The 18,226-nt window shown below is 40.4% G+C and carries 22 protein-coding genes; 19 read left to right on the forward strand and 3 right to left on the reverse strand.

From position 1 onward, the window contains the following. Nucleotides 1–145 precede the first annotated feature (145 nt). The 12 genes from MHI51_RS14390 to MHI51_RS14445 all read left to right on the forward strand — a co-directional run bounded on the left by MHI51_RS14390 (nt 146) and on the right by MHI51_RS14445 (nt 8,254). Nucleotides 146–628, forward strand: coding sequence for a DUF2975 domain-containing protein (locus MHI51_RS14390; protein WP_038570783.1), 483 nt, complete (start codon nt 146–148; stop codon nt 626–628). Nucleotides 629–638: 10 nt separating this feature from the next. Then, nucleotides 639–854, forward strand: a complete 216-nt coding sequence (locus MHI51_RS14395) for a helix-turn-helix transcriptional regulator (protein WP_076129351.1) — start codon at nt 639–641, stop codon at nt 852–854. Between the two features lie 2 nt (nt 855–856). Then, nucleotides 857–1,633 carry a DUF817 domain-containing protein gene (locus tag MHI51_RS14400; RefSeq protein ID WP_405173979.1) on the forward strand — a complete coding sequence of 259 codons (777 nt, stop codon included), beginning with the start codon at nt 857–859 and terminating at the stop codon, nt 1,631–1,633. Between the two features lie 184 nt (nt 1,634–1,817). Next, the gene (locus MHI51_RS14405) at nt 1,818–2,474 is read left to right on the forward strand and encodes a CatB-related O-acetyltransferase (protein ID WP_405173980.1); all 657 of its coding nucleotides are present in this window, start codon (nt 1,818–1,820) and stop codon (nt 2,472–2,474) included. A 150-nt stretch (nt 2,475–2,624) separates the two neighbouring features. Then, nucleotides 2,625–3,140: a GNAT family N-acetyltransferase gene (locus MHI51_RS14410; protein ID WP_076219091.1), complete on the forward strand. Its 516-nt coding sequence runs from the start codon at nt 2,625–2,627 to the stop codon at nt 3,138–3,140. A 31-nt stretch (nt 3,141–3,171) separates the two neighbouring features. Next, nucleotides 3,172–3,408 (forward strand): DUF3977 family protein, encoded by a 237-nt coding sequence (locus tag MHI51_RS14415; protein WP_076219092.1) that lies wholly within the window; start codon nt 3,172–3,174, stop codon nt 3,406–3,408. Nucleotides 3,409–3,524: 116 nt separating this feature from the next. Further along, nucleotides 3,525–4,913 carry a serine hydrolase gene (locus MHI51_RS14420; protein WP_076219093.1) on the forward strand — a complete coding sequence of 463 codons (1,389 nt, stop codon included), beginning with the start codon at nt 3,525–3,527 and terminating at the stop codon, nt 4,911–4,913. 1 nt (nt 4,914) lies between these two features. Further along, a complete protein-coding gene (locus tag MHI51_RS14425) occupies nt 4,915–5,604 on the forward strand; it encodes a hypothetical protein (protein WP_076275686.1) in 690 nt (229 codons plus the stop codon). A gap of 76 nt (nt 5,605–5,680) precedes the next feature. Continuing rightward, nucleotides 5,681–6,763, forward strand: coding sequence for a CHAP domain-containing protein (locus MHI51_RS14430; RefSeq protein ID WP_405173981.1), 1,083 nt, complete (start codon nt 5,681–5,683; stop codon nt 6,761–6,763). Between the two features lie 19 nt (nt 6,764–6,782). Continuing rightward, the gene (locus tag MHI51_RS14435; RefSeq protein WP_405173982.1) at nt 6,783–6,965 is read left to right on the forward strand and encodes a hypothetical protein; all 183 of its coding nucleotides are present in this window, start codon (nt 6,783–6,785) and stop codon (nt 6,963–6,965) included. Nucleotides 6,966–7,054: 89 nt separating this feature from the next. Then, nucleotides 7,055–7,453, forward strand: coding sequence for an Rrf2 family transcriptional regulator (locus tag MHI51_RS14440; protein ID WP_036678138.1), 399 nt, complete (start codon nt 7,055–7,057; stop codon nt 7,451–7,453). Nucleotides 7,454–7,561: 108 nt separating this feature from the next. Continuing rightward, nucleotides 7,562–8,254 carry a class I SAM-dependent methyltransferase gene (locus MHI51_RS14445; RefSeq protein ID WP_076219095.1) on the forward strand — a complete coding sequence of 231 codons (693 nt, stop codon included), beginning with the start codon at nt 7,562–7,564 and terminating at the stop codon, nt 8,252–8,254. 336 nt (nt 8,255–8,590) lie between these two features. Here the strand turns inward: MHI51_RS14445 and MHI51_RS14450 are convergent, their stop codons facing one another. Next, nucleotides 8,591–9,499 carry an aldo/keto reductase gene (locus MHI51_RS14450; protein ID WP_248548207.1) on the reverse strand — a complete coding sequence of 303 codons (909 nt, stop codon included), beginning with the start codon at nt 9,497–9,499 and terminating at the stop codon, nt 8,591–8,593. A gap of 161 nt (nt 9,500–9,660) precedes the next feature. Between MHI51_RS14450 and msrA the strand changes: the two genes are divergently transcribed. The 4 genes from msrA to MHI51_RS14470 all read left to right on the forward strand — a co-directional run bounded on the left by msrA (nt 9,661) and on the right by MHI51_RS14470 (nt 13,739). Next, complete coding sequence (msrA, locus tag MHI51_RS14455) at nt 9,661–10,173, forward strand: peptide-methionine (S)-S-oxide reductase MsrA (protein ID WP_076219097.1); 513 nt, start codon at nt 9,661–9,663, stop codon at nt 10,171–10,173. 169 nt (nt 10,174–10,342) lie between these two features. Beyond that, a complete protein-coding gene (locus MHI51_RS14460) occupies nt 10,343–11,533 on the forward strand; it encodes a cell wall-binding repeat-containing protein (protein ID WP_405173983.1) in 1,191 nt (396 codons plus the stop codon). 98 nt (nt 11,534–11,631) lie between these two features. Next, nucleotides 11,632–12,339 carry a response regulator transcription factor gene (locus tag MHI51_RS14465; RefSeq protein ID WP_341002475.1) on the forward strand — a complete coding sequence of 236 codons (708 nt, stop codon included), beginning with the start codon at nt 11,632–11,634 and terminating at the stop codon, nt 12,337–12,339. Then, nucleotides 12,336–13,739, forward strand: a complete 1,404-nt coding sequence (locus tag MHI51_RS14470; protein WP_405173984.1) for a sensor histidine kinase — start codon at nt 12,336–12,338, stop codon at nt 13,737–13,739. Before MHI51_RS14465 ends, MHI51_RS14470 begins: the two co-directional genes overlap by 4 nt. 54 nt (nt 13,740–13,793) lie before the next feature. Here MHI51_RS14470 and MHI51_RS14475 read toward each other — a convergent pair whose 3' ends face one another. After that, nucleotides 13,794–14,342 carry a PadR family transcriptional regulator gene (locus tag MHI51_RS14475; protein WP_405173985.1) on the reverse strand — a complete coding sequence of 183 codons (549 nt, stop codon included), beginning with the start codon at nt 14,340–14,342 and terminating at the stop codon, nt 13,794–13,796. Nucleotides 14,343–14,495: 153 nt separating this feature from the next. Between MHI51_RS14475 and MHI51_RS14480 the strand changes: the two genes are divergently transcribed. Continuing rightward, nucleotides 14,496–15,944: an MDR family MFS transporter gene (locus MHI51_RS14480; RefSeq protein WP_076185870.1), complete on the forward strand. Its 1,449-nt coding sequence runs from the start codon at nt 14,496–14,498 to the stop codon at nt 15,942–15,944. Between the two features lie 78 nt (nt 15,945–16,022). On the opposite strand, the gene MHI51_RS14485 is transcribed toward MHI51_RS14480, so the two are convergent. After that, nucleotides 16,023–16,517, reverse strand: coding sequence for a DUF6803 family protein (locus tag MHI51_RS14485; RefSeq protein WP_076129365.1), 495 nt, complete (start codon nt 16,515–16,517; stop codon nt 16,023–16,025). Between the two features lie 129 nt (nt 16,518–16,646). On the opposite strand from MHI51_RS14485, the gene MHI51_RS14490 reads away from it, so the two are divergent. Next, nucleotides 16,647–17,327: an HAD family hydrolase gene (locus MHI51_RS14490; protein ID WP_076219101.1), complete on the forward strand. Its 681-nt coding sequence runs from the start codon at nt 16,647–16,649 to the stop codon at nt 17,325–17,327. Beyond that, nucleotides 17,324–17,920, forward strand: a complete 597-nt coding sequence (locus MHI51_RS14495; RefSeq protein ID WP_076219102.1) for a GNAT family N-acetyltransferase — start codon at nt 17,324–17,326, stop codon at nt 17,918–17,920. The genes MHI51_RS14490 and MHI51_RS14495 overlap by 4 nt, the downstream gene beginning before the upstream one ends. Nucleotides 17,921–18,226 lie beyond the last annotated feature (306 nt).

Consider the following 18,226-nt stretch of genomic DNA (forward strand, 5'->3'; position numbering starts at 1 on the left):
TGACTTCTAATAGTCAATTAGCTCGGCCTTTTAGTCGAAAATTATAAAACAACCAATAATCACTGTATATCGATTAAAATATATTGTAAAACGATAAATAATGTGATAAATTCAATTCACAATAAATCTGTGAGGTGTGTTTTTTATGGAAAGAGGATCAACACTTTTTTTAAGGGCAGCGGTTATTCTTATTGGTATCCCGGTGCTTGCTTTGTGCATATTTGTGGTGCCGGAAATAGCGAGTTTCGCAGCAGAACTGTATCCGGATTATAGTTTATTGAAATATCTCATTGCCATTGATTTGTATGCCTCGGCGATACCTTTTTACTTTGCACTGTATCAAGCTTTTAAACTGTTAGGCTATATTGACAAAAACAATGCTTTCTCGGAAATGTCTGTGCAGGTTTTAAAGAAAATAAAATATTGTGCAATCATCATCAGTTGCTTGTATGTAGTTGGTATGCCACTCTTTTACCTCATGGCGGAGAAAGATGATGCCCCAGGGATTATAGTCATCGGCTTGATTATCATTTTTGCCTCCATGGTGATTGCCGTTTTTGCTGCAGTTCTACAAAAGCTTTTAAAAGAAGCTATTGATATAAAATCAGAAAATGACTTAACTGTCTGAGGTGAAAACAATGGCGATTATAATTAATATCGACGTGATGCTGGCTAAAAGAAAAATGAGTGTTACTGAGCTTTCGGAGAGAGTTGGAATAACAATGGCTAATCTTTCTATATTAAAAAATGGAAAAGCAAAAGCGGTGCGATTATCAACGTTAGAGGCAATTTGTAAGGCTTTGGAATGTCAGCCTGGAGATCTATTAGAATACAAAAATGATGAGGAAACATAAGAATGAAGTCAATAACACAATTACTGCATTTCGGATATCATCAGGCGATGAGTTGCATATTTCCTGTTGCGATTTTTGGGACTTTAGCTCTTTCTAACATAATAGAAATGCCTTTTCTTTACCGTTATGATGCCATTCTTCTAATACTGCTTACAGTGCAGTACCTCATGTACCGTACTGGATTAGAGACACTGGATGAAATAAAAGTAATCTGTGTGTTCCACGTTATTGGTTTATTGCTGGAAATCTATAAGGTAAAGATGGGTTCATGGGCATACCCTGAGCCAGGGTTTACGAAGGTGTTTGGTGTACCCCTATATAGTGGATTTATGTATGCAAGTGTCGCAAGCTTTATGTGCCAGATATGGCGAAGATTGAAAATGGATATGACCGGTTGGCCGGGGTTTGCTTCAGCGGGATTGTTGGGAGGAGCCATCTATTTAAATTTTTTCACACATCATTTCATTCCTGATTTTCGTTGGTGGCTGACAGCGCTTGTGGTTGTTGTCTTCTGGAAAACATGGATCATTTATAGGGTACGGACGGTTACCTATCGAATGCCCTTGACACTGGCCTTTTTTATTGTAGGATTTTTTATCTGGTTAGCTGAAAATATCGCTACATTTTTTAATGCATGGAAATATCCTGATCAATATCAAACGTGGCAACTGGTTAGTTTCAGTAAGATCAGTTCGTGGTTCCTTCTAGTGATCATTAGCGTCATTATAGTTGCCCAGCTTAAACATGTTAAGGCTAGCCGTAATCCGATAAATTCATAATTGAGCTGAGTTCGGACAATACGGTTGATTTGACGAATAAATCATTCGTTTGTTACAATGACGGCATCAATTAGGAAAAGGATGAGGACGATGGTTCGTCGTTTGAAAAGGTTTAAGAATGTCGCTACTGCATCAAGCTTCTAAGTATAAATGAATTACATTACTTAGAAGCGAGGGAAAGAAAATGAAACAACATCAGTTTAGCCACTGGTCTGAAACTAAGTATTTAAAGGATATTGTCACCAACCCAATGATAGAGGTAGGAGAGTACTCATACTACTCTGGTTATTACGATAATCTTGATTTTGAAGATGGGTGTGTCAGATACCTTTGGGGTGATGAACAATCAAGAAAGTTGTTTAATCCCAGTGAAGATTATGGCTGGCATTTAGATAAATTGATTATAGGAAATTATGTTTGTATTGCTAGTGGTGTAATTATTCTCATGGGTGGGAATCACAATCATCATCCTGAATGGATTACCGTGTATCCTTTTGTAGACCAGATTGCAAACTCTTACGAATCCAAAGGGGATACAATCATTGCTAGTGATGCCTGGATTGGGATGAATGCAATGATTATGCCCGGTGTGAAAATAGGCGAAGGTGCTATTGTTGCGGCAGGATCAGTTGTTGTAAAGGATGTCCCAGCGTATACGATAGTAGGCGGCAATCCTGCTAAAGTGATCAAGCAACGGTTTACAGATCAAGAAATCGAAAAGTTAAAGGAAATGCGCTGGTTCGATTGGAAACGTGAGAAAATTGAACAAGCCACGTCTATCTTTTCCAGTTCATCTATTGATCAATTATATGACTTTTACCTTAAAGAAATAAAAAAATAACAAAATCAGAACAGGCTGCCGGTATATTCGGCAGCCTGTTCTTTTATCTGACAGGTTAGTTTAACAATAATTGTTTTTTACCAGATTAATCCTAATTAGTATGTTAATATAGGAATGGACTCATTTAATAAGTTAGGAGGAAATTATATTATGGCCTTACCTTTACAAATCCGTCGAATGACACAAAACGATATTGATATTATACATATGGGGTTATCTGAGCATGACGTAAGCCAACCTCTTGATTATGTCCAACGTTGTTGGCAAGAAAATCAAAATGAAAAGCGAGTTACACTTTTAGCTTTTTGTGAAAATGAGTTTGTTGGATGGGGACATGTGGTATACAGGTCGGAATATCCTTATTTTGCAGAGAATAATATACCTGAAATTCAAAACTTTGACGTCATCCCGCCATTTAGGAAACGTGGGGTAGGAAGTGTATTAATTGAAGCTCTTGAAAAAGATGCTTTTACTATATCTAATACTATTGGTATTGGATTTGGATTATACGCTGACTATGGAACCGCACAACGGATGTATATAAAGCGTGGTTTTATCCCTGATGGGCGGGGAATCATGTACGATAATAAGCCTATTGAGCCTGGGGCACATGTTTGTGTGGACGATGATCTCTGCCTTTATCTTATAAAAACTATTGAGCAATAAAAGCAGCTCTTGTACGGGGGGGAGATAGATTCTGAAGTATATCGAATTTGGTATCGGCAATACATGGCTTATTAGAACTGAAACGGAGTTAGAGGATGGAACGGAATATGAAGAAAAAGGCATAGTGACACCGGTAAAGTTCCGCTCGTTATATTTTAGGATTTGGATTGGCAAAACTGTAATCATTCTAGACTTAAAACAAGGCTTGAAAATATGTAAGAAGAGTCGTAAAACGTTGAAGATTATTTTTGGTATAACAAGTCTTTAGGTTAAGTATGACAAGGTTGCCGTCTAAATGAACAAATGGAGGAGACCTGACACGAGACTTAGTGCTCTACCTGAGAATTATTAAAAACTCAAAATATAACGACAAGCGAGGTTTAAATGGATAATCCAGAGAATTTGACCCAAGCGCTGTCTAAGTTTTATGAAGAACTTGAACGATCTGATTTACCGGTTAATACTTTTATGCTATTGCGTAAGGGAGAAGTTATTACCGAGTTTTATCGTCAACCGTACCGCAAAAACGTTCCCCAGGTTTTATTTTCTCTAAGTAAGAGCTTTACATCTATTGCAGCAGGCATAGCATGGGATAACGGTTATTTTGAATTAACGGATAAAGTGGTTTCTTTTTTCCCGGATCAGCTTCCTAGCTCAATTTCACCTAATTTAGAGAAGATGACGATACATCATCTTCTTTCCATGAATACAGGACATAACAATAATATATATGGTGCGATAGCCAAGCAAAATGATTGGGTTCGTGCCTTTTTAGCTTTGGACCTAGAAGATGAACCGGGAAGTTATTACAATTACAATACACACGCCACTTATATGGTTTCGGCTATTATCGAAAAGACGACTGGAGAAAATCTTGTTGATTTTCTAATGCCAAGATTATTTGCCCCGTTGGACATAGAAAGACCGGAATGGGAGACTTGCCCGTTAGGAATTGTTGCTGGTGGAATGGGACTAAGCATACCAACAGATGGAATCGCGAAATTTGGCCAGATGCTCCTCAATCAAGGGGTTTACAATAGTCGTAGAATTGTTTCGAAAGATTATTTAAAGCTGGCGCTAAATGAACAAAGCGATAATCGTTGGGGACAAAATAAGGCTGACTGGTCAAACGGATATGGTTATCAGTTCTTTATGTGCAGGAATGGATGTAAGATGGGGAATGGAGCTTTTGGTCAATTGTGTTTCATTGATCCGAGTCAAGAGATTGTGATTGCTGCAACTTCAAGTTTTACCGAGATGAAGAAGTTACAGGATTTTTTAGATATCATATATGCAAATTTACTGAACTTTGATTGGCCAACGGTTGCATCTAACATTATTAAACCTCCTACATTTACCTCCTTAGTAGACAGGATAGTTAAAGTAGATTATAGATCGTATGGTGGAACCTATATCTTTGAAGACAATAAGCATAAAATCAAAGAATTAACATTGAAGTTTGAAGATGAGCACCTTAGTTTTTCTTTACTTTACGACGATCATTTAGATGAATTTCCGTTCGATTTTTCAAGGACTACCCATGCAAAAAGTTTATTTATTAAAGACTTATCCCTTAGTGAGCAGGAAGTTTGTACATCTGCAAGCTGGCAATATGATGATTCCAAATTAATCCTCACGGTATATTACATTGAAACCCCTTACGTAGTTGATTACACCTTGAGCTTTAGCGGTAAAAAAATTGAACTGTATATGCATAGGAATCTTTCCTTGGAGGTTAGAGAAGACATAACTGTTATTGGTTGGGAGGGATGAAATGACCAAGGGTAAAGCTTGGATAACTGTTTTATTTTTGCTGTTTTCATTAGTTTTTGTGGGAATCACACATCAGGGAACTATGTTGGGGGATTACCTCTTCAGAACTATTGGAATTCCACCTTGGAGCGAGCCTGCGACAAACCATGGTTTACATTATTCAGCAATATTCGGGATCATTTTGTTAATTTTCAGTGGGAATTTAACTATAATGCACTTTAAGCAGCGCTATAAAAAATATGTAGGCAGAACGGTTATTCTTTTTTTTATAATTTTTTATTATTTGTATCCATTTCTAACAGAACGATTGTATTATCTTGTGAATATGAACAATGATGGAATTGAAGTTGTGGATTTCCTGGAAAAAGATTCGCACTGTATGTACGGTACTCAAGAGGATATTGTGCAGGTTCAATGTACAATCAGGCTAATCAACTATGGCGGGCAAAATGAAACCATTAAGATTCGTCCAATTTTTCGAGAGTATGTTAATCCTCAAGGGATCTGGTCATTCGCAGAGGTTCAGCCGCAAGAAATCACCTTGTTACCAAGATCTAATATTAGACATCACATTTATTTTGAGAGTAAGCCTGATGCTCGGATCGCTGAATTCGGGGCGGACGGTAATACCGATTATTTTGGTGTGGAGTTCGTCAAGGATGGACAGAAAAAGGTAGTCTTTAGGGAATGAATTGATAAAAATAAATATGTGAGTTATTTGCTTTAATATTATTACAGCTGAGTAGTAACGGAAGGGAAGGTTTCCAGTGACTCAACGCCTGATAACAAAAGTAAACCAGCGCCTTGATAGTGTGCGTGTGCTTGTTCAAGATATGATCATGTCTATAGGTAGCGAACAACGGAAACAGGAAGCGTGTGTTCATCTGTACGGAGTGTCTAGTTTCGCTTCATTGCTTGCCATGAAAAGAGAACAAAATCAGGAATTGGCAGCCATTATAGGACTGCTTCATAATTATTATTTCTTCAAAACCGGAGTCAAGGAATTTCCAGGTCCCAACAGTGCTGATACCGTAAGGCCTTTATTAAAAGACTTGAATATGTTTACCAAAGAAGAGCTGACTCAAATTCTAAGGGCAATCTTCCATCAAGGGGACAGGAATAAAGTTCAGGGTCCCTATGAAGAGATTCTAAAGGATGCTCAAGTTCTACAATTACACTTGCAGAATAGGGGATGTAATGTAACACTACAGGACACGAATAGGCTTCGGAATGTACTTCGTGAAATGACGATTCCAGAGGATTTTTTGGAAGAGATAGATTACAGCAGCGGGGCTGAAGTTCTCCAGCCTACGGATAAACGTGGCAAGTTAGCTAATATTGCTGAAGCATTTGGAAAAGAAAACATTGTTGGAATACCAGGAAACGAACGATATCGAAAAATCTGTAAATATTGGCCTGACCAAGGGATTTATAAAGTATTACAAAACAATTGGTGCGCAGCATTTGTATATTACTGCTGTATGCAAGCTGGATTTCTGCTGCCGATTCGATATCCGAATGCTGATTTTCGATTAGCTGGCGTAGGGGCTTGGTTAGAGTGGGCGCAACTACCTGAGACCGCATTTTTTTATTTTGACGGGCAAGAGGGGTTTACTCCTCAGCGTGGTGATATTGTGATTTATGAAAAATTGCTAACTAATGACCCTCACGATCATACAGGTATTGTTTTAGCATGCGATGACAAGGAGATCTTAGTTGCTGAAGGAAATAGGGATAATCAGAATTATTCCAGTGTTTTCTACAGAGATCGCTGGCATTGCGTATATGGCTATATCCGTATCGCTAATGACTATGAATTTGAGTTTAGTGGTGAGTATACTCCAATTTAGTTGAGGGGAGTTCATTCGGATGATCACAGTTAAGAATATTATGGCTGAGTATTTATTAATGTCTAACCCTAATTTTGAATTATTTTCAGAACAAGTTCTGGAAAAAAATACGCTGCAACAGCAAAAACATCTATATAAAACTCCGGTTTTTATCGTTACTTTTGAAAGGAAAAATGAGCCAGCTTGGGACAAAGGTTCTTGAGCTTCTTCTCTTTTAAAAAGCGAACAAACTTGCCTTTTAGCAATGTTAGAGTTATCATAGATTTCTAAAGTCGTTAATGGAGGTGCTGAATGAAATATTCCCAAGCGACAGATTATGCACTTCATGCAATGCTCTATATGGTGACGGTGGCGTCTGATAAGCCGGTGGGTGTTCAATTGCTTGCTGAGAAGTTAGGTGTTTCCCAAACCTATCTGTCCAAAATGATGACTAAGCTAGTGAAGGCTGGATTGATTCAATCTGCACCTGGTGCTAATGGTGGTTATCGTCTCAGACGCAAGTCGGAAGAAATCTCTTTTTTGGATATTATCCATGCAATCGAAGGAACGGCTTCCTTTTTTGAATGCAGTCTAGATCACGGAAGTGAGTGTCTGATTCAACAGGTTGTGATTGACGCTGAGCGACAGATGGAGCAGTACTTAGAGAACACGAAAATTGCAGATTTGGCAAAAACGATGAAGACGGAGTAAAGATCCGTTCTTTTTTCGGGGTTATTAGAGACAATATAAATCCGTAATGACTTTATTGTGGGTTTTGATACTAAAATGTGAAGTTTAAAACAATGGAGGATGATTACAATGACTGAAGAGCAAAAATTAAATGCCAAGAGGGCGACCTATGAAAAAACCACTCATATTTCGATTCCATCTTATGATTCATTATTTTCGATGATCCAATCTTATTTTCGCTTCGAGTTAGGTGACATCCCTGTATCTATGCTCGTGGTCGGTGCGGGCGGAGGAAATGAATTTTCGGCATGGGGGCCATCTAACCCAAACTGGACATTTACTGGAGTGGATCCTTCGGAAGATATGCTTAAGATCGCGAAATTAAAGATAGATGAACTGGACTTAGAGAGCCGTGTCAGTCTGATTCCTGGGACAATCGATGATCTTCCTCAGCAGGACTCAAAGTTCGATGTGGCAAGTTGTATTTTGGTCCTTCATTTCATCCATGATGTTCAAGAAAAATTGAAATTACTTCGCTCCATAAAGGATAATCTGAAACCGGGTGCTCCATTTGTTCTCGTAAGTGCATATGGAGATTTGGATGATCCTGAACTCCACGACAGAATAAACGTATGGAAAAGCTTTTGGGTTGCAGGATATGAATCTCCCGAAGCGTTTGATAATGTAAGTAGCAATATTACGAAAATCTCTTTCCTTCCTGAAAAACAAATTGAAGAGTTATTGAAAGAATCAGGCTTCACAAGAATCACTCGATTTTATTCTACTGGAATTATGGCAGGCTGGATGTGTCACGCGGAGTGACTTGAATACTTTCGGACCCAGATGACATTATTTGTATATATTTAGGCGTTGGAGCATGATTTCGGACTCCAGTGCTGCTATTCCTTAAATAGAGGATGATATATGGTGATTATCATGCTCATAGCGGCTATGGAGTCCGCGAGCACCCTTAATATAGGAAAAAGTAGCGTATAAGGTCAACTGTGTCCTATAGTGCGATTCATAAGTGTGATTAGTACTTAATTAAACCAAGTTTAAGGATTAGATCAGCGATCAGGTAGCTTCAAAAAGGAGGGGGTGCCCAACAGCCATTGTATGGCTATGGACACCCCATTGTTTTTAACGAAAGTGACTAATCTATACATGAAGCTTGTAACGATTTGCTTTGCTTATCCGCTGAATGTCTGCAAGTTCCTCCGAAGTGAGTGGAGCTACATCAGCAGCCATTACATTGCTTTTTAATTGCTCCAGACTGCTTGCCCCAGGAATAATAACGGCTACAGATGGATTAGCTAGTGGATAATGAAGCGCTGTTTGTGCAAGATTGCGAGAGTCACTAGTTTCCTGCGAAAGCTGATCATGCAAATTCAGAAGTTCCTCACTACTGTAATCTAAGTAATTCTTCTCCGCCTTGCTGCGACCACGCTCTGACAGTATGCCCCCTGCTAAAGGTCCGCGTGCAATCATGCTAATTCCATGCTTAGCTAGCAGAGGAAGGATTTCTTCCTCAGGACGTCGATCTAAAATGCTATATTGGCTCATAACACTTACGATATTTGATTTTTTCACATATTCTCTAATTACATTAGGACGAATAGAAGAGATCCCATAATAGCGGATAAGACCCTCTTGCTTAAGTTCTTCAAAAGCTTCAATCGTTTCGTCAATTGGATCTTCAATAGTGCCGCCATGCAGCTGGTATAGATCGATGTAATCGGTTTGCAGCCGTTTAAGACTATCTTTGACTGCATTTTTAATATAGGCTTTTGAAGGGTCCCAGCTCCAGCCTTCTTGGCCGGGAATTCTGCGGTTGCCAACTTTTGTGGTCAGGATTACATCCTGTCGACGTTGACGAATGGCTTTGCCAATAATTTCTTCATTACGGCCCTCATCATAAAGATCTGCTGTATCAACAAAATTGATTCCTTGATCGAGTGCTTCATGAACAATGGAAATGGCTTTCGCCTCATCCGTACCCAAAGACATACAGCCAAGTCCTATCTCACTAACATATAAATCAGATTGTCCTAAACGATTTTTTCTCATAGCGCATTCCTTTCTACTTCTGTTGTTGTTATATTATAACGTTTTGGAGAATTGAATTCTAATGGTGCTTCGGACTTCCATTGACTTTATGATCTTTTGGCTTTATCGTCATAGCATATATTCTTAATTAGATGAAGATAGATAGGGAGAGATTGGATCATATGGAACAAGCGATGTTTGCAGGCGGATGTTTTTGGTGCATGGTGACACCGTTTGAGGAATTACCAGGCATTCATGGAATTGTATCGGGATATGCGGGAGGGATAACTGAGAATCCAACCTACGAAGAAGTCAAAACCGGAACAACGGGGCATTACGAGGTTGTGCAGATTACGTTTGATCCAGCGCTTTTTTCATACGAGAAGCTGCTTGAATTATATTGGCCTCAGATTGACCCTACCGATGATGGTGGGCAATTTCAGGATCGAGGAACTCAGTACCGGACAGCGATCTTCTATTATAATGAAGAACAGCGTTTAGCAGCTCTTGCCTCGAAGGAACAGGTTGCGGGCAGTGGCAGATTCTCCGGTCCAGTCATTACGGAAATTCTTCCGGCGCCAACTTTTTATCGTGCAGAAGAGTATCATCAGGATTATCATCATAAGAATCCCAAGCACTACAAAGAAGATCGGGAGCAATCCGGTCGGGATACTTTTATCGCTAAACACTGGTAAGTGTTGAAAAAACTTTAAACCAAGAGCATCCTGAGTCATTCATGGCTTACGGGATGCTCTTTTTGCATTATATACAAATTTTATTTATTTTAAATTCTACATACTTTCCACACATTTGTAGACTAAACTACTCTAAATCAAGCGAGAACATCACACAGGAGGGTTTAGGATGAAAAAAATCATACCATTTGTTGCCGTTAGTTTGCTTTTGAGTACAGTGTTAACAAGCTGCCAATCAGGCAATAATGTTCCATCTAAGGTTAATTCGCAAGCTAGTTCTGCAACGGTGGAGCAACCATGGATAGCTACGAAGAATACTACTCGTATTAACACTTCAGATCCGATTCAAGCCGCAGTGTTAGTTTCTCAGACTTTATGGACTGCGCAAACAAAGAATAATAGACCTTCAAGTGTAGTTTTGACGGATGTGAGTAATTGGCAGATCGCCGCAGTTAGTGCAGATTTGATTCATCATCCCAGTAATGGGCCTGTACTGTATACCACAAAAGAAGGGGTTCCTGAGGTTACTCTCGCTGAACTTAAGCGACTGAATCCAATAGGTGCTGAAGGCAATAAAGGGGTTCAGGTAGTGCTTGTTGGGCTTATGGCATCCAATGTCGAACAACAATTAAAGGCCATTGATTTAAAAGTAGACCGGATAGAAGGGGATGAGCCAGCGGCAGTAGCTCAGGCTATAGATACTTATTACGCCAAAGCAGCGGGTGAACTTCCAAAGTCGGTCATTATTGGTTCTATGGATAGCCCTGAGTACACGTTGCCAGCAGTGAATTGGATCGCACATATGCCTGAACCTCTTCTCTTTGTAACCAAAGACGAAATTCCTAATTCAACGGTCGAGGCTTTAAAAGAACGTGGAGGTAGCGCAACCATTTACATCCTCGGACCAGAAGACATTGTCTCAGCAGATGTAGAAAAGCAATTAAAAGAATACGGAACAGTTACCCGTATAGCTGGAGAAGATGTTTTTAAGAACGCTATAGCTTTTGCAAGTTTTAAGGATGCCAATAACGGATTCGGCTGGGGAATCACTACACCCGGTCATAACCTGTCTTTGTTAACCACGGATTCTACGATGCTCGCTATCGCCGCTGCGCCTTTTTCCCATTTGGGGAAACATGCGCCGCTTGTTTTTACGGAAAAAGACGGGCTGCCAGATTCAGTAATGGAGTATATGATGGAGCTTCAACCTAAATTTCAAGATTCACCAGCAGAAGGTCCTTACAATCATGCTTGGATAACTGGAGATAACCTTACAATAAATGAGCGAGCACAAAGTGAAATCGATGACATGCTAGAAATCTCACCTGCTGCAGGAGGCAATCCGCATTCCGGCCACTAACCATCATCACAGGCTGGCATCATTTAGGGATGATGTCGGCTTGTTCTGTGTTTTTTTTGTATAATGAGAAGAACTAGGTCATAAAGAGGGTGAACGGCTTGAATAAGCTACAGATACTGATCGTAGATGATGAGTGGAACATGCGGAATTTATTGCGGATTTATTTAAGTAAAGAAGGGATGTCTACAAAAGAGGCGTCAACGGGTCATGAGGCACTCCAACTGTTGAAACAACACAGCTTTGACCTAATCTTGCTGGATGTGATGATGCCGGATATGGATGGCTGGCAGGTCTGCAAGCTGGTGAGGGAGTCAAGCTCTATCCCAATTCTAATGCTAACCGCACGTTCTGAAACCAAGGATAAGGTACGTGGTCTCGGTATAGGTGCAGATGATTATCTTACTAAACCGTTTGAGCCGGAAGAATTAGTGGCTAGGATTTATTCTCTGCTGCGGCGTTCAACACTTACTTTTGTTCAACAACCTCAGGAAAAGGTGCTCACATACCCTGATTTTAAAATATACCCAGAAGCTAGGGAGGTACATATTCAGGATACATCCATTGAATTCACGCTCAAGGAGTTTGATCTACTGGCCACTTTGGCGCAAAACACTACCCGGGTTTTTACGAGAGAAGAACTGGTGGAGCGATTATGGGGGAATAATTATGAGGGGGAGAATCGTGTTATTGACACTCATATTAAGAATATCCGCGAGAAACTACATAAAGGAGGCCTAGCCTATAATCCGGTTCAGACGGTGTGGGGATTAGGTTATAAATTTCATGCTCCCGGTAATCAGGTATGAAAAATAACATCATTGGACTTAAGCTTGGTTTTGTTATAATGTCTGTTTTTGTAGTTGTTTTGCTTGTCCTTGGAGTTACTATAGACCGGATGTTTACAAGCTTCTATTACAACGAGATGCAAAAAGAGACGGAGGAACTCACCTCACATTTTATTGGAATGGCGGAATCGCAGGATAGTTCAAATGAGCAGATGATGAGTACTTTTGCAGAATTTTCGGATGTCAGTATCTTTAATATCTCGAAGGATGGCCATGTGATACTCCACTCGGGTGTACATGATCGTTCGGATCGTTCATTCATCCATGCTTCGGATGTTAGTAGGATTTTTGCTGGGAAAAGTGTTGATTTTGAGTATAAAGATCCTGCTGGACATTCTTATTTTATCATTGGAAAACCAATAATGGAGGGGGATACAACTCAGTCTGCACTTTATGTAATGTCCTCTACAGAGAGTATGAAGCAATCTTTGGCTTCCATCCGGAACCTCCTGCTGATTGCAGGAATAGGGGCTTTTATATTGGCTTTAGGGATCACTGGTGTGATCGCCATGATTTTGTCCAGACCTCTGATCAAGATGCAAAAGGCAACCCGGAAAATCGCGGCTGGCGAGCTGGAAACGAGACTGTCTATACGTAGTAACGATGAGATTGGTTTTTTGGCTGCGGCCATAAATGATCTGGCTGTCGATCTGCAACGATACAGGGATACAAGGCAGGAATTTCTGGCAAATATCTCACATGAGCTGAGAACGCCCATTACATATTTGGAGGGGTACACCAAGGTTATAAAAGATGGGCTTTACGAGACCGAGGGGGAAAGGGATCTATACTTGGATATCATTCATCAGGAAGCACATCGGCTCCAGCATCTGGTGGATGATTTATTTGAACTGGCAAAGATGGAGGAAGGAAAGGTTACACTTACCCAAGAGTGGATCGATCTCAGTCAGCTAGCGGAACAAGCCGTGCGCAGAGTTGAACTGAAAGCAAAAGAGAAGGGATTACAGCTGAAGCTTCAGCTTAGCGGAGATGCGTGTATGATCCGTGGAGATCAAAAACGTATGGAACAGATTATTATGAACCTTCTGGAAAATGCAATTCGTTATACGGATGAAGGCGAGATTATTGTTCATGTGGAATTTACAGCGGATGCTGCAACTCTAATAGTTGAAGATACAGGAATAGGTATTCCTGAGGAAGAGCTTCCCTATATCTTTGAGCGTTTCTACCGGGTAGAGAAATCACGTTCAAGACAATACGGTGGTTCAGGTCTGGGACTTTCCATTGTTAAAAAGCTGGTGGAATTGCATGGAGGCAAGATTCGAATGATGAGTCAGCCTGGAGCGGGTACTCGTTGCGAGGTGCAACTATTGAATTTATCTAAATCCGAATACATGTAAGTAAAAAGAGACTTCCGATACAAAATGAGGTCTCTTTTTTGCTTGTTTATAATGTTATTGATTCGACTCAAGCTCTTCAAGTGCCCATTCGCAGAATTGTATAGAGCTCTCCATATCAAGCACACGTTTGCGGATCAGTAAATAACGTCCAAAAGTGGTGGCTTTTAACTCACGAGTCTCACCGCGTTCATCACGCAAGACTTCGTTTGCTTTGAGCAAAATCTTGTATCGCTCCAGCTCACTTTTACAAAACTCTGCACGTTTTAGCAATAGGTCCTTGGCTTCTTTCGGGTTGGATAGCCATAAGCTATACAGCTTAAAATGCAGCTCATCCCGCAGCACCGGAGGCTCTGCAGTAGTTTCCACCCATTGCCGCAATTGTTCCAGTCCTGCTTTCGTAATGGAGTATTCTTTTTTATCCGGTTTGTCGGTCTGTTCAATGAGCTTAAAGGTGATATAACCTTGCTGCTCCATGCTCATTAATAGAGGGTAGATTTGACTATGTCCAGCACGCCAGAGCGGCTTGATATTCTGAGTTAATTCATATCCAGACAATGAGTTAGCGCTAAGTAAAGCTAGAAGTCCATAAGACAGTGTATTCATTACTATAAAGCCCTCCAGTTATTATAAATCCGTTTTCATTGAATTTTTCGGGGATATGTCATCATTGACATATTGATCATACGATTATAACATTATTCAAGTCACCTTATATATGTAAAAGTAGACATATAAAAAATAATGAGGAGGGGAAGCATGGAAGAAAATCAAGCAAGCAAAATACATTTTTGGCCGATCATGATTGCCATATTCTTCGGGAATTTCGTCTCTGTCTTAAGTACAACGACGATCAACATTGCTGTTCCTCTTTTAATGGATCATTTCAATACGAGTCTGAACACCATGCAATGGATGGTCACCGGTTTTATGCTGGCGACAGGAGTAACCGCACCACTCGCGGGATATCTCGGAGGAAGATTCAGCTACAAAAGGCTTTATCTTTTCGCCTTGATGGGATTCACCATGTTCTCTTTGTTTTGTGCTTTGGCATGGGATCCAACATCATTAATTGTATTTCGGATGCTTCAGGGTTCGTGCAGCGGTCTCATCATGGCTTGTACGATGACCATCATATTTCAAGTAATACCGGGAGAACGCAGACCTTTTGCAGTAAGCCTCTGGTCGTTATCCGCGATGGTCGCGCCAGCCATAGGACCAACGTTTAGCGGGTGGCTGCTCCAATATGCCAGCTGGCATTGGTTATTTTTAATTAACATCCCTATTGGAATCATAGCTGTTATTCTAACCCTAACGTTAATTCCGTATTATCGAATGAATATTCCGAAGTCATTTGATATTCCTGGTTTCCTTACCGTTGTCCTCGGTAGTTTATCATTATTAACTGCATTTAGCCAAGGCAATAGCTGGGGATGGACTTCGTGGAAAACCTTATCGTTAATCCTTTTGGGAGTTGTGTTGTTAGTTTTGTTTGTTTTGCGCGAGCTGAAGGCGGAGGTACCTCTGCTGAATTTGCGTGTATTCCGTAATCGCCGTTTTACCGCCATGCTTAGTATCTATAGTTTAGTTACGATTGCGATGTATGCCGGAACCTATTTAACCCCTTTGTTCTTACAAACGGTAGAAGGGGCTACAACGCTTAAAACAGGGCTGATTTTATTGCCGTCCTCGATCCTCCTTGCCTTATTGAGTCCAATCGTAGGTAAGCTGTATCCAAAGTTCGGACCTGTGAAGTTGATTTCTGCGGGTATTTTATTTATATTCATCGGCTTATTCATGCTTAGTCGGCTGCAAACGAACATATCTTATAGCTTTATTATGTGGGCGATGGTCGTTCGTAATCTCGGCATTGGACTAGCCAATGTTCCAAGCAGTACAGCCTCAATGGAGGAAATTCCTGTCGAATGGTCTGGACATGCTACGTCGATCAACAACTGGGTCCGCAATGTGTTAAGCTCACTTGGGATTGCAGTATTCACCTCCCTGCTGTCGAGTAGATCCTTACTCCACTCTAAAGAGTTGATCAGCTCCGGTGCAAGTAATACAGATTCGATACGTTTGCTATCGTTCACGATGGGTGTGAATGATGTTTTTGTGGTAGGTTCCATTATTGTTTTGTTTGGATTTCCACTGATGTTTTTATTACGCAAGAAGCGTACTGTGGTAACTGTACAAAACGCAGGATAACCGGTACGATACAAAAAGCAGATCAAGGTTTTATCCTTGATCTGCTTTTTGTCTTAGATTACGTTTTGTTAATAAACTTTAATGCATCATATCGCCCATTCCACCCATACTCCCTACAATTTCCGGATTAATCATCCCAAATATCATCGCGATATGCGCCACGACCAAGAATCCACTAATAAGCAGAAAATGCAGCTTCATCTTGTGCTCTTCCGATCGTTTACGGGCAATCAGACCAAGATCTAACAAAGCCAGTGGCAATAAGAAGAGTACTCCGCTTAAATAGAAGCCCACGGCTACGATATCAACCCATGTGTGCCATTCCCCATTCACAGACAAAGGAATAAACGCAGTCGGGAACAAGTAGAGGAATACACCTGTGAAATATATCCCTGCGAGTATGCTGCAGACTTTGTTGAAGGATCGTAGTGGGCCTGTTAGATTCTTGGTGAACAAAATAATAAACTCTGTAATGGTAATCGTCTCAGCAAAAATCACGGGGATGGCCATGAATATAATCAAATTCCAAGGCTGGTTGTCCGCTAGCAAAGACATGTAATGCGTCATGTTCATAAGATACTCCTCCGATAATATGTAATAGCTTCAGTTACTTATCGTATTCGAGAAGTATGTGGAAAGTATGTGGAAACGAAGGTATGATAAATATATGCAATAATAACAGTCGAGGGGAGCAAGACAACCGTGGGAAGAGGATTACAAAACATTTTATTTGATTTAGATGGTACTTTAACAGACCCCAAAGAAGGCATCACCAAAAGCGTAGAATACGCTTTGAACAAATTTGATATACAGATCGAGCATTTGGATGAGCTTCTTCCTTACATAGGTCCTCCGTTATATGATTCTTTTATCGAGCTGCACCATTTCACTGAGGAACAAGCGCTTCAAGCGGTTGCTTTTTACCGGGAGCGTTACAGTGCCACGGGATTATTTGAGAATATGGTGATTGAAGGTATACCCCAATTGCTGGAGGGACTTAAGACGAATGGATACTCATTGTATGTAGCAACCTCCAAACCGACTGTTTTTGCAGCACAGATTCTTGAGCATTATAAGCTCGATCATTATTTCAAACATATCGGAGGAAGTAATCTGGACGGTACCCGTTCTAAGAAGCAAGAGGTTATTCAGTACGTGCTTGATGAGAATGACATACATCCAGAGGAAGCGGTAATGATAGGAGATCGTAAGCATGATATCATCGGTGCTATTGGCTGTAGTGTTGAATCCATTGGAGTGACTTTTGGTTATGGTCCCAAGGAAGAGCTTGAACAAGCCGGAGCAGACCATATCGCCTTTCGTGTGGAAGAAATTGCAGATATCATTCAGCATATTTCATTGAGAGAACGGTGCACCAAATGAGTGTTATGAATACTCAAATACTTGACGGGAAATCGATTAAGCTGGTTCCAATAGATGAAAGTCTTGGAGATGGATTGGCGAGAGTGTTAAGAAATCCAGACATCTGGGAATTTACCTGGCGAAAAATAACGTCGGACGAGCAGGTGCAAGGATTAATCTCAACAGCTTTAGCGAATCAAAAGAACGGTTCACAAATTACCTTTACTATCATTGATAAAGCAACGGAGCGAATTATCGGAACCACTCGTATTATGCATCCGGATTTGGTTCATCGTAACGCTGAAATTGGATGTACCTGGATCTCACCAGACTATTGGAGAACTAGTGTGAACACAGAAGGCAAGTCGCTGCTGCTACACTATTGTTTTGAAGAACTAAAGCTGATCCGCGTAGAATTTACAGTGGTCGCGAACAACTTGAGGTCACAAAGAGCAGTAGAACGAATAGGGGCGGTTAAAGAAGGGGTTCTGCGTAAGCATAGAATCAAGTCTGACGGATCGATTCATGATAATGTGGTCTTTAGCATATTGGATACCGAATGGCCTGCTGTAAAAGAGAATCTGCATTATTTGATAAATGATAAATACGCATAAGTATAGATGAAGCAAACAAACGGGCTAGGGGCCGTTCCATAGGGAGCTACACTTCATCTATAATTGATGAATCAGAGTGGTGACGGAAGCAATTTGTTAAAGCAGAGTGAGCGTTTAATTGTATTTTGTACAACTATAATTCCTTAATTGGTCGGGGTATAGATATAACTGTATTTAGTACATCTATATTCCTCATTTAATTTCTTATAGGTGGATTTTCAGGGTTTTAATTGTACAGAATACAATTAAAACAAGAATAGTTACTTTTGCACACGGAATAAGTGTACAGAATACAGTTATTTCACA

The sequence above is a fragment of the Paenibacillus sp. FSL H8-0260 genome (assembly GCF_045040625.1).
Classification (GTDB): Bacteria; Bacillota; Bacilli; order Paenibacillales; family Paenibacillaceae; genus Paenibacillus_AQ; species Paenibacillus_AQ odorifer.

What these genes read in the sequence shown, in the direction of transcription:
- msrA (WP_076219097.1), top strand. Translation starts at nt 9,661, where the DNA reads ATGGAACAAGCGATGTTTGCAGGCGGATGTTTTTGGTGCATGGTGACA.
- MHI51_RS14390 (WP_038570783.1), top strand. Translation starts at nt 146, where the DNA reads ATGGAAAGAGGATCAACACTTTTTTTAAGGGCAGCGGTTATTCTTATT.
- MHI51_RS14495 (WP_076219102.1), top strand. Translation starts at nt 17,324, where the DNA reads ATGAGTGTTATGAATACTCAAATACTTGACGGGAAATCGATTAAGCTG.
- MHI51_RS14410 (WP_076219091.1), top strand. Translation starts at nt 2,625, where the DNA reads ATGGCCTTACCTTTACAAATCCGTCGAATGACACAAAACGATATTGAT.
- MHI51_RS14450 (WP_248548207.1), bottom strand. Translation starts at nt 9,499, where the DNA reads ATGAGAAAAAATCGTTTAGGACAATCTGATTTATATGTTAGTGAGATA.
- MHI51_RS14405 (WP_405173980.1), top strand. Translation starts at nt 1,818, where the DNA reads ATGAAACAACATCAGTTTAGCCACTGGTCTGAAACTAAGTATTTAAAG.
- MHI51_RS14440 (WP_036678138.1), top strand. Translation starts at nt 7,055, where the DNA reads ATGAAATATTCCCAAGCGACAGATTATGCACTTCATGCAATGCTCTAT.
- MHI51_RS14435 (WP_405173982.1), top strand. Translation starts at nt 6,783, where the DNA reads ATGATCACAGTTAAGAATATTATGGCTGAGTATTTATTAATGTCTAAC.
- MHI51_RS14395 (WP_076129351.1), top strand. Translation starts at nt 639, where the DNA reads ATGGCGATTATAATTAATATCGACGTGATGCTGGCTAAAAGAAAAATG.
- MHI51_RS14445 (WP_076219095.1), top strand. Translation starts at nt 7,562, where the DNA reads ATGACTGAAGAGCAAAAATTAAATGCCAAGAGGGCGACCTATGAAAAA.
- MHI51_RS14420 (WP_076219093.1), top strand. Translation starts at nt 3,525, where the DNA reads ATGGATAATCCAGAGAATTTGACCCAAGCGCTGTCTAAGTTTTATGAA.
- MHI51_RS14400 (WP_405173979.1), top strand. Translation starts at nt 857, where the DNA reads ATGAAGTCAATAACACAATTACTGCATTTCGGATATCATCAGGCGATG.
- MHI51_RS14475 (WP_405173985.1), bottom strand. Translation starts at nt 14,342, where the DNA reads ATGAATACACTGTCTTATGGACTTCTAGCTTTACTTAGCGCTAACTCA.
- MHI51_RS14470 (WP_405173984.1), top strand. Translation starts at nt 12,336, where the DNA reads ATGAAAAATAACATCATTGGACTTAAGCTTGGTTTTGTTATAATGTCT.
- MHI51_RS14460 (WP_405173983.1), top strand. Translation starts at nt 10,343, where the DNA reads ATGAAAAAAATCATACCATTTGTTGCCGTTAGTTTGCTTTTGAGTACA.
- MHI51_RS14485 (WP_076129365.1), bottom strand. Translation starts at nt 16,517, where the DNA reads ATGAACATGACGCATTACATGTCTTTGCTAGCGGACAACCAGCCTTGG.
- MHI51_RS14480 (WP_076185870.1), top strand. Translation starts at nt 14,496, where the DNA reads ATGGAAGAAAATCAAGCAAGCAAAATACATTTTTGGCCGATCATGATT.
- MHI51_RS14425 (WP_076275686.1), top strand. Translation starts at nt 4,915, where the DNA reads ATGACCAAGGGTAAAGCTTGGATAACTGTTTTATTTTTGCTGTTTTCA.